Raw genomic sequence first — 10269 nt, forward strand, 5'->3', positions numbered from 1 at the left:
ACGGGGATGACCGAGTCGGCCAATAATTCCGGTTGATTCCCACGGCCCTTTTGCATTGCGTTGCACCATGACCCGGATATCAAAGTAGCGTTTCTGATGACGCAGTAAATGGATCCCCTTTTGAATGAGATAGACTTTCTTCCCTATTTTCTTCGACAGGCTGACATATAGTGCCTCTACGTTTTTGAACTCCAAACGCTTTTCCTCATGTTGATAGGCAAAACGCGAACCCTCCCCCTGCTCTACCCTCATCACACCTTTACCGAATGTTCCTCGATCGGGTTTTACATAGACCATCCCGTACTTCTCCAGCATTGACTTTAAATTGGCTTTGGTATATTTCCGGGTATCCGGTATAAAAGGCTTGATCCCCTGATTCCTGAGCAGCAATTGGGTCTTATGCCACTTGCTGCGTACAGCCTGTGTTCGTAAAGTATTCACTTCCCCTTCTCCTCTCTATTTTCGAGGTGAAACGCTTCTGTTAAAAAGATCAATCCATCATATGCAGTATCCCCCCATATGAAAGCTGCATTCGCCCTGTCTTTGCTTAGAAATATTCAACGACCTTGCCCGGTCGAAATCGCTTGTCCGGGCATATGATAATGCAATACACGAATACGTACATTTGCATAAATAGGGAGTGAATAGCATTGTCAGCGCAATCGGATGGGTCACAGAAGGGTTCTTTTACAATTGATGTTTTGATTCCTGCCATTGATAAAGATATGGGCACATTACCGCTGGTAATTGACAGTTTGCGCCGTTACGTGCAGCACCGAATTGGGACCATTTATATCATTTCACCCCAAAGCGACGGCATTCGTCGGCTGTGTGCAAGCAAGAGCTGTACATTTGTTGATGAGAAGACGGTACTGCCTATAACAAAAAAACAAATCCGTTACGGTACGGCACGCTGGGACCGCTCAGGCTGGCTGTATCAGCAATTGCTCAAAATGAATGGCGATAAAATCAGTAAAGCCTCTTTTTTTCTTGTTATTGATGCGGATACGATTTTGATTCGTCCACATGTGTTTCGAAAGGACGGCAAAACGATATTTTACTATCGCAACTGGAGTCAGCCTGAGTATTTTCGCACCTATCGCAAGCTGATAGGCATGAAGGCTCCCTCACCGAAGTCCTTTGTTACTCACTATATGCTGTTTGAAAAAGCGCGGCTCTCGCGACTCAAACAGGTCATTGAGGCCCGTCACGGGAAACCCTGGTATAACGCGATTATCCAAAATATAAACCGCAAAAAACAGTTTGGTTTTTCCGAATATGAGACATATGCCAACTATCTGTACAGCATGCAGCCCTCTCGGATGATTTTACGCAAGTCACTTAATAAAGCGCTTCATAGTCGGGCATCTTCCCTCACTCAAAAACAATTAGGAACCTTTGCTAAAAGCCATCGTTCTTTATCCTTTCATCAACGTAGGGTGTATCAAATAGCTAAAAATCAACAACATTCCGCAAAATGATACGGTCCACATTGGATCTGGATCGAAGGAGGAAGTGCCCGTGCACATCGTATTGCTATGCGGTGGTGCTGGAAAACGGCTGTGGCCATTGTCCAACGATATCCGCTCGAAGCTGTTTCTCCGATTGTTGCCTGCCCCTGACGGGCAAAAGGAATCTATGCTCAGTCGAGTGTATCGACAGCTTACTGTAGCCGGGCTGGATTCCTCTGCCCTGCTGCTGACTCATCGGAGTCAGGTAAATTTAGCCTTTCGTCATACGGAAGGTCGTCTGCCCGTTCTAGGTGAGCCTGCCAAACGGGGAACCTTCACCGCAGCTGCATTGGTAGCTGCTCATTTTCACGCCAATGGCGTGGGGCTGGACGAAATTGTTTGTATCGCTCCAGCGGATATGTTTGCGGGAGAGGATTTCTTCCATAGTGTAGCGGCACTCCCCGGTCTGTTGCTCGATAGTGGAGCCGATCTGGCCATGCTTGGGACAAGGCCCACTCATCCTTCCGACCAATACGGTTATATCGTTCCAGGTCAGCGAATGATAAGAAAGGGAAAACCTTCCCATGCGTCAGTTGCCCGCTTCACAGAAAAGCCGGATCGCATGGGAGCGCAACTGCTTATTAGCCAAGGCGCGCTCTGGAACTGCGGCATTTACGCTTTTAAGCTACAGTATATACTGGCCTGCATGGAGCGTAGTGATTTGCCGCTGAACGATAAGGCATTATGCGCGATGTACGACAGCCTCCCTGTTCGCAGCTTCGACGAGGAGATTGCGGAGCGTGCCGAACGTGCCGTCGTCCTCCCCTACGAGGGTGAATGGCGTGACATCGGCAACTGGCAGGCATTAACGGAACAACTCGGCAACCAGGTGATTGGGCGCGGACAGATCAGTGGTCCCGCTCATGGCACGCATATCGTCAATGAGCTGCCCTATCCACTCCATGTCATTGGCGTGGAGGATATTATTGCTGCTGCCAGCCCTGATGGCATCCTCATTGCCGCCAAGAGTCATGCCCACGCGATCAAGGAGAAGCTGGGAACACTTCAGCTACGTCCTATGCATGGGGAAGCCTCTTGGGGCAGCTACCGGGTGCTGGACGAATTTGATCATCGGAGTTTGAACGATATTCTAGCGATACGCTTGACGGTGCTCCCGGATCACCGCTTAAACGGACATTGTCACGGTAGTGGGCTGAAAGTGTGGACGATCGTTTCCGGCCGGGGGGAGGTCATGCTGAACGGAGAACGTTTTACGGCAGCAAGTGGTTCCGTCTTTCGTATCCCGGTCGATACGCATCACACGATCCGTTCCGATCTGGATAAGCCATTGGAGCTGATCGAGGTTCGCCTGGGGGAAAGCTTGGTGAGCGCGTTCTATAAATCCGAATCCTGACGCATAGAGATGTCACATAAGCCCAAAATAATTTGTGCACGAGAATGGCAAATAAAAAAATCGCTCTTGAGTACAGGAAAGGAACACCCCTTGCTCTAGAAGCGATTTTTATTTTGTAATGTTACATTTCATGGAGTAACAGTTTTAACCTTGGCAGATAAATATACTCCATTGGCCTTGACCAGTCCGGCTTCTCTTAAAAAATGCTGTACGATCTCCAAATGATACTTTATACGTACCTTCTTGGGTAGACTCCAGCATGTTTCCACCGTGACCGCGCGTGCGCCTAAGATTCGGGCTGCTGCCGTACGGGAGGAGCCCGGCAGCTCATGCAACCGAATGTTGAAATGCCGGTCTGTGTTCTTGATGGAATGGTTCATTCGCTTTATAGTTCGGCGGACAGCAGGAACTACCGGATTGCCCTTATCGGAAATTAGCGTTTGACCAAGCACCTTGGGATCCTTTTGTGACAATCCATTGGCTTCATGCAGATCAAGATACCACTTAGGATGATACTTTTGTGTTAATTGGAATACCGCAGCGGAAAGCGGGTTGGACGCCGCCTGCTTTTTGGTGCGTGGAAAGGTTCGATTAAGGTCCGGTATTCCTCTAATCCGTTTGCGGTAGGCTTTTTGATTGACTACAGGTAGAATTATTAGCTTGCCATGGCTGATGTGCAGCTTCTGCTGCTTCAACAGCCTCACCAGCTCCTCAGCCGCGCGGATGCTTGCTATTTCCTTGCCGTGTATGCCCGCGACCACCATTACATGGGGATCTCCCTGTCTCCCTGTAGCTATATAATATGGAGTCACCCAAGAATAACCCTTTCCAAGCATATACTGTTTGACCTGCATCCCTTTCACCTCCGCTTAGGCAATCCCTGGCTTTTCTTCCGGCCTTGCCGACGGATGATTTCACGGTATAGCCTTACATATTTATCGGTCATCTGTTTGTTGGTGAATCTTTGGGTGACATACTGGCGAAGTTTGGCTGGTGACGGGTATTTTTTTTGCTTCACTTTTCGTGCCATTTGGTCAACCGATTTGCAAATTAGCTGTGGAAAGCCTGAAAGAACCTCGGAAACAGATCCATTTTTTAAAGCGAGTACAGGTGTTCCACAAGCCATCGCCTCTACCATCACAAGTCCGAAAGGCTCTTCCCACAGTGTCGGAAACAACAGACATTCCGCATGCTTTAGCAACTTCTGCTTCTGGCCCCCTCCCACCGCTCCTACATAGCGGATTTTGGGATTATGCTGAATTCGCTTTTGAATCTCTTGGCGAAAAAATACAGGTGCTTTGATAGGACCGGCAATAAGCAGTCTTTTTCCTGTTCGTTCTGCAACCTGAATGGCTTGCAATACACCTTTATTTCGAATAATCCTGCCCATGAACAGCAAATAGCCGTGCTTCTCGCTGCTGAACTCGTATTCCCGTGTGTTAATGCCATTATAGATATAAAAGCCTTTGCCCCCACCCATGAGCTGGCGTGCCCGTTTGCTGACATATACCGGATTTCTACCGTGTCTCTTCACTGGAAGATGGACCGTGCATACCGATGGACAAGGCAGCTTCCTGCGTCCCACAGCAGAGCGAAAGGTATGATCATGAATGATCTGTGTGCCGGAAGGCATGTGTTGAAGGACGTACCGGTGGATCTGATCGTGCTTTAAACCCTTGGGATAGGCAATCAGTCGCGCATTGCTCCTGCTCCCACGAGCAGCAAACAAAGATACATGATGTCCTCGTCTTACCAGTTCCTCCGTTAATTCGTACACGACCTTTTCCGTTCCACCCTTGATGGAAGGGACCGGCTGTGCATTGGGATAGTTGGAAATGACCTGAACAATGCTTAGACGTTGACCTTTGGGCATTTTAATCTGTTTTGAAGCCATATGAATCCTCCTTCCTTACCGGAAAAGCGGTGTGATCTTTACGATATGAACGGGAACCTAAGCTTGTTCCCGTACAAGTTATTAACTCTAGTATATAGGTATGTATATTTTGCGTGATTGCTTGTGCGAATCGTCTGCAAGTCGCTTTTTGTCATACGGACCCAGTGATAAGGGGGAAATGCACGTTCTGTCAATCAAAATTTCAGGTGAAAATTCTCATCGTTTTCTAATAAATGAGGAAAAAGCGTTGGGGTAACAGGATTGTAACCTTGAGTGGTAAATTCCGGATATTTTATTTGTGTTATTGTCATCTCAGGACATCACGACAAGATACAAAATACGAAATAACGGGGGAATGTTTAAATGAAACACACTTCGAAAAAATTATGGATGGGAATTTGCTTTACAATGACTTTGGCCTTCGGCGCAGGAAGCTTTATCGTTGGACCAGACACTACTCATGCCGCTTCTGTCAGCACAGCTGATCGGATTATTTCTACAGGTTCCCAGTTTATGGGTGTACGCTATCAACATGGAGCACCCGCAGGCAACACAAGCTCTTTTGATTGCTCTTCATTTACTCAATATGTATTTGGACAAAATGGAGTCAAGCTCCCGCGTTCGTCCAGAGAGCAATCGACCGTCGGTACTTTTGTACCACGTAGTCAGCTGCAAAAAGGCGATTTGGTCTTTTTCTATGCGCCAATTCACCATGTAGCCATTTATATGGGAGACGGCAAGATTCTACACACATTTGGTAAAGGTGGCGTAACGATCACGGATCTTAATTCAGGCTGGTGGAATTCCCATTACACTACAGCTCGTCGTGTCCTCTAGGACAGGCATAGATAAGAGTCCATTTCATTATGTCCACTTATAAATATCAACACAAAGGGCTGTTCCGCGAGTAGATATGTCTACCGGAGGGACAGCCCTTCCTGTTGTCTTCGAGGCAATGTGACGGTCACCTGTGTTCCTTCTCCTTCTACGCTTTCCATACATATCGTACCTTGATGTGCGTCTGTAATAGCCTTGGCAATCGGCAGTCCAAGCCCGGTTCCTCCGGTTTTACGATGCCTGGAGCTATCTACACGATAAAATCGTTCAAAGACTCGCTTGATCTCGCTCTCTGGTATCCCGATTCCATAATCCTTGACCCGGATGTGCACATCTTTTTCATCTGTAGACAACCGGATATCAATTGGATATGAGCTGTACTTTAGAGCATTATCGAGCAAGATAAGCAGCAGCTGCTTGATTTTTGCAAGGCTGGCATCAAGCCAGATTTCTTTTTCATCTGTAAAAATAGTAATCTGACGATCATGTACAGGCTTGAGATGTGCAACCACCTGTTGACAGCACCCGATCAGCTCTATTCGCTCATACGGCTCCGAGTCTTTCTGCTGTGAGGAAGCCAAAGTCAGTAATTGCTGTGTCATCGTTCGCATTCGCTGAGTTTCTTCATAGATTGATTCAATGGATTCCTTATGAATATCCTCATCACGTGTGCCCCACCGTCGCAGCATATTAGCATAGCCCTCAATGATCATTAATGTCGTATTCAGCTCATGCGAAGCATCTGATACGAATTGTTGCTGGCTCTGAAAGCTCTCTTCCAATCTGTCCATCATTCGATTAAAGGTTGCGGTCATTTGGGACAATTCATCTTGATTGTGGGTGCGAGCAGGGATTTTTTTAAATTTAAGGCTTCTTTCAATTTCCTGCATCGTCTGAATACTGCTCGAAATAGGTAGCAATATGGCATTTGCTAAAATCGTGCTGCCTACAAGACTAAGTAACATGGCTCCTGTAGTCGAGGTGATGAGGATCGTATTTAAAATATTGAGATTATTTTCGAGCGCATCCCATTTTTCCACGATCTCCAGCGTTCCCTCTTGATTTCCTTCAGCAGAAAGCATCGGAAGATGAATTACCAAGATCTTATGACCCTGTACCTCTGTCAGCTGTGAGCTTTGAGAAGTGTTAAAACGTAAGTTACCCAGCTTGAAGCGGGACTGACGACTTACTTCATACAAAAGGCGGGATTGCTGGTCAAAAACCCTCAAAATTGTGTCTCCTGCAAGCTCATCCTTAAACTCAGGTCCCCATGCATTTTTTAGAATCATTCTGGAACCGGTTTCTGTAATGATATCAGTCCACTTATTTTGCAGCACTTCTCTTTCATTGCGAGTGGCGATTTTGACAAACAACAGATGAACGGTAACGTCAACAAACAGGAGAATGGTCATCACTAGAATTGAGCTGAGCAGTGTAATTTTGGTCCGCAGCTTCAACGGTCTTCCTCCCTGATACAATATCCTACGCCACGTACGGTTTTTATCAGCTTTTTTTTGTAGCCATGATCCACCTTTTTACGAAGGTATCGGATATACACATCGACTACATTCGTATCCCCCACAAAATCAAACCCCCACACATCCTGAATCAGTTGATCGCGCTGCAATACTTGATTTTTATGCTCCATGAGGTAGTGAAGCAGATCAAATTCTTTGGGCGTAAGCTCGATTCGCTTCCCTTCCCGCATTACAGAGCGTGTTTTGGATTCAAGCACCAAGCTATCGACCTGAAGACACGGCAGCTTCTCCCCTTCTTGTGAAGGAGTGGCTTTAGGCTCCAATTGATGCCTTATACTGGCCCGCATCCGCGCTAATAGCTCCTCGATTTCAAAAGGCTTCGTAATATAATCATTCGCACCTTCATCCAGACCGGAAACCTTATCAATCGTTCTGTTACGTGCAGTGACCATAATAATGGGCGTATGATTGTCCACTTTTCGAAACTGCTTCAACACCTCGACTCCGTTAAGCTCCGGCAGCATCACATCCAAAATGATGATATCCCATGTCTGTGCCAAAGCCTTTTCCAATCCTTCTTTGCCCGTCTGCGCAATTTCAACTGCATATCCTTCGTGGGATAATTCCAATTGGAGTAATCTGGATATTTTTTCTTCGTCATCAATGACCAATACCGATTTTTTCACCGCAAAACCACCTATTTTCTATAGAAAAACAAATTGAGGAATGGGAAAGACATGCATTTTTTATTTGATTTTAAGCTTTTATTCGTTGGAACCCTCTATAATGTAATTTTGTAATTCATTTTTTGATGTTAAGGAGTAATTTATTCATGTTAATTAATGTAGACTATGCTTTATTTCACTGGATCAATGAACTGGCTAATCACCTTTCCTTTTTAAATGGAATCATGCGTTTCTTGGCTCAATATGCACCTTATTTGTTTGGAGTGGCTTTGCTGATTTACTGGTTCTCCTTTAAAATGCCACATCGGATGATGGTTATAGAAGCTGTTGTCACTATTAGCATTGGCTTTGCAATCAGTTGGGGCCTGGGGCATTTGTTTTACAGGGATCGTCCTTTCGTCGGACATGCTGTTATCCAGCTTATTCACCACGAGGCCAACGCTTCATTTCCGAGTAATCATGCCCTTGGAGCTTTTGCTCTGGCCGCAATTTTGTGGCTTCATCGTCAAAAATATCGCGTGCTTTGGGTTATCCTGGCGGTTCTCATTGCTGTATCTCGAGTCTGGACCGGTGTGCATTATCCTTCGGATATATTGGCAGGTGCGGTCATTGGGGCAGGGTGCGCTGTCGGCATTCATACATTCATACGACGTCGGAAGCTTCCTGGTATCTTCATACAGGCGGCTATTATTTTTTATGAAAATGGGGAGAAAAAATTGGGGCTCAAGCCTGCTGTACAGGCCAGGACTCACATCACTGGTCCCACTTCCTCTGCCCAAATAAAAAGCAGGCGCTAATGCGTCTGCTTTTTTACAGCTTTATGGGTCTGCCACCGGTTATCCTGTCGATTTAGAGCGAAGTGGCGGCTTTCGTTCTTCATAACGCTGATAAAACCAAATACAGGCCGCCAACCAGCAGGCACTCATAAAATAGCCGCCCAGAACATCGCTTGGATAATGCACGCCTAAATAAATACGGCTTGTCCCGATCGCTACAATCAGCAGGCTGCTGAGCGCGGTCAGCAGGATGTGTCCCAGCCTGGAAGGAATATGCTTCCACACTATAAAGGCCAGTGCCGTATACATACTGAAAGCAGTCATGGAATGTCCACTTGGAAAGCTATATCCATTCGCCTCAATAATACGGTTAATTTCGGGACGCGCACGGTGAAAGAGCAGCTTTAGCACCGTATTCAGCAGCACCGAACCCAGCACAGCAATTACTAAAAACAACAGTTCTCTACGGTGTCCCAATACTCTGTTCAGCACAAACATGGCGATTAAAATAATGATTATAATCGGAATCCCGCTACCGATTATGGTGAAAAACTTCATTATACGAGTCATTGCTGGGGACTCCAGCTGTTGAATATCCGTTATGATCATGTAGTCAAAATGCCGCACCTGATGGTCGCTGACCCATAATGCGATTAAAGCAAAGCCAAGTGCACATACCATACATGTAAGCAGGGCTATAGAGATGGGTAGCTTTGCTGGTGCTTGTTTCATGTCTTGTTGGCCCTCCGTGATGTTCGTTTACTGTTCTTACACTTCTTTAATATTTTCACCCAAAGAATCAGCTTTTATCGTAAAGCAGGCTCAGTTTTTTAGCAAAAGAACGAGGAGTCAGCCTGTGATATGAAATCAATTCTCCTTTACAGATCACATGGAATACACCATAGGGTGTCGGAGATAATTTCATCAGCTGTGGACGATTGTGTATATACATGATTTCGGGCTCTATACCCACAGTCTCTGCCTCTTCAATCACATTTTGCGTGGCAATCTCCAAATAGGGGCATTGATGAGTTCGCAAGATGGTTAAGCCTTCACGAAAACGCTCCAGCCGCTGCGCCCAGTTATTTGGAAAATAAGGATCAGAGTGATTGCTATTCAGCTTATAAACATACAACTGAAAGGAAAAAGGTGCGTTCTCCACATGCTGAAACCCGTTCTTTAGAAAAATATCGGGACCAGGCGCCCACGATGTATCAGTGTTAGTAACCACTGCGCCCCCCCTTTTTACCCAACCTGACAGCGTCCTCGATGCAACGTTGAATAAGTTTGGAGCCTAGCCCTAATCCGGTCACACCCATCCATAAGCAATGAATCAGAAGATATCCGTCGGCATGAACTGTCCTCCATGCCTGTTCACCCAACGCATACTCAATAAATCCTGCTGGTTTATTGCCTTTTCTTATCTGTATGTAAGTCAAACCTTGGGAAAATTCATTTTCTGTCCAATTCAGCTTTTGTATATAGCCCGGTGCTTTTTGCATACTTCTCATGCAATAGCAGCCGTCCTCCCTGATTTGATTTTCATACCATTCAATGGACATGGTTGAATTCTCCATATGTCCTCTCCCAACGTTAAAAATTAACTTTATCCAATAAGGATTTCATAATGACTAAAATAATGCAAGCGAATTGTGCACAATAGCATAGAACCCTCCACTCGTGTTATAGGAAGGATCAACATAAAAAAGCCACTCAAGCCTTATTAACGGCTC

General features: G+C 45.9%; 10 protein-coding genes and 1 pseudogene. 4 read left to right on the forward strand and 7 right to left on the reverse strand.

Features of this window, described 5'->3' with window-relative positions; translation table 11 throughout:
* Positions 1 to 441, reverse strand: a 441-nt coding sequence (locus L693_RS0116255) for a YheC/YheD family protein (protein WP_025718294.1), incomplete at its 3' end; no start/stop codon positions are given.
* Positions 442 to 650: 209 nt separating this feature from the next.
* Between L693_RS0116255 and L693_RS0116260 the strand changes: the two genes are divergently transcribed.
* Positions 651 to 1481 carry a DUF6492 family protein gene (locus L693_RS0116260; RefSeq protein WP_025718295.1) on the forward strand — a complete coding sequence of 277 codons (831 nt, stop codon included), beginning with the start codon at positions 651 to 653 and terminating at the stop codon, positions 1479 to 1481.
* A gap of 40 nt (positions 1482 to 1521) precedes the next feature.
* A complete protein-coding gene (locus L693_RS0116265; RefSeq protein WP_025718296.1) occupies positions 1522 to 2865 on the forward strand; it encodes a sugar phosphate nucleotidyltransferase in 1344 nt (447 codons plus the stop codon).
* 128 nt (positions 2866 to 2993) lie between these two features.
* On the opposite strand, the gene L693_RS0116270 is transcribed toward L693_RS0116265, so the two are convergent.
* On the reverse strand, positions 2994 to 3719 hold the full coding sequence (locus tag L693_RS0116270) for a M99 family carboxypeptidase catalytic domain-containing protein (RefSeq protein WP_025718297.1): 726 nt from the start codon (positions 3717 to 3719) through the stop codon (positions 2994 to 2996).
* A 5-nt stretch (positions 3720 to 3724) separates the two neighbouring features.
* Entirely contained in the window at positions 3725 to 4759 is a 1035-nt protein-coding gene (locus L693_RS0116275) for a glycosyltransferase (RefSeq protein WP_025718299.1), read from the reverse strand.
* A 363-nt stretch (positions 4760 to 5122) separates the two neighbouring features.
* Between L693_RS0116275 and L693_RS0116280 the strand changes: the two genes are divergently transcribed.
* Entirely contained in the window at positions 5123 to 5596 is a 474-nt protein-coding gene (locus L693_RS0116280) for a C40 family peptidase (protein ID WP_025718301.1), read from the forward strand.
* Between the two features lie 80 nt (positions 5597 to 5676).
* Here the strand turns inward: L693_RS0116280 and L693_RS0116285 are convergent, their stop codons facing one another.
* Together L693_RS0116285 and L693_RS0116290 are read right to left on the reverse strand one after the other, a co-directional pair.
* Complete coding sequence (locus L693_RS0116285; protein ID WP_025718303.1) at positions 5677 to 7053, reverse strand: sensor histidine kinase; 1377 nt, start codon at positions 7051 to 7053, stop codon at positions 5677 to 5679.
* Positions 7050 to 7760, reverse strand: coding sequence for a response regulator transcription factor (locus L693_RS0116290; protein WP_025718304.1), 711 nt, complete (start codon positions 7758 to 7760; stop codon positions 7050 to 7052). The genes L693_RS0116285 and L693_RS0116290 overlap by 4 nt, the downstream gene beginning before the upstream one ends.
* A 146-nt stretch (positions 7761 to 7906) precedes the next feature.
* Here L693_RS0116290 and L693_RS0116295 point away from each other — a divergent pair, with 146 nt between their 5' ends.
* Complete coding sequence (locus L693_RS0116295; RefSeq protein WP_025718307.1) at positions 7907 to 8557, forward strand: undecaprenyl-diphosphatase; 651 nt, start codon at positions 7907 to 7909, stop codon at positions 8555 to 8557.
* A 39-nt stretch (positions 8558 to 8596) separates the two neighbouring features.
* On the opposite strand, the gene L693_RS0116300 is transcribed toward L693_RS0116295, so the two are convergent.
* Together L693_RS0116300 and L693_RS0116305 are read right to left on the reverse strand one after the other, a co-directional pair.
* Positions 8597 to 9268: a phosphatase PAP2 family protein gene (locus L693_RS0116300; protein ID WP_025718308.1), complete on the reverse strand. Its 672-nt coding sequence runs from the start codon at positions 9266 to 9268 to the stop codon at positions 8597 to 8599.
* 67 nt (positions 9269 to 9335) lie between these two features.
* Positions 9336 to 10113 (reverse strand): annotated as a pseudogene (locus tag L693_RS0116305) (GNAT family N-acetyltransferase).
* Positions 10114 to 10269: the final 156 nt, after the last annotated feature.

Origin of the sequence: Paenibacillus sp. 1-18 (assembly GCF_000520755.1) — a bacterium.
Lineage (GTDB): Bacteria > Bacillota > Bacilli > Paenibacillales > Paenibacillaceae > Paenibacillus > Paenibacillus brasilensis.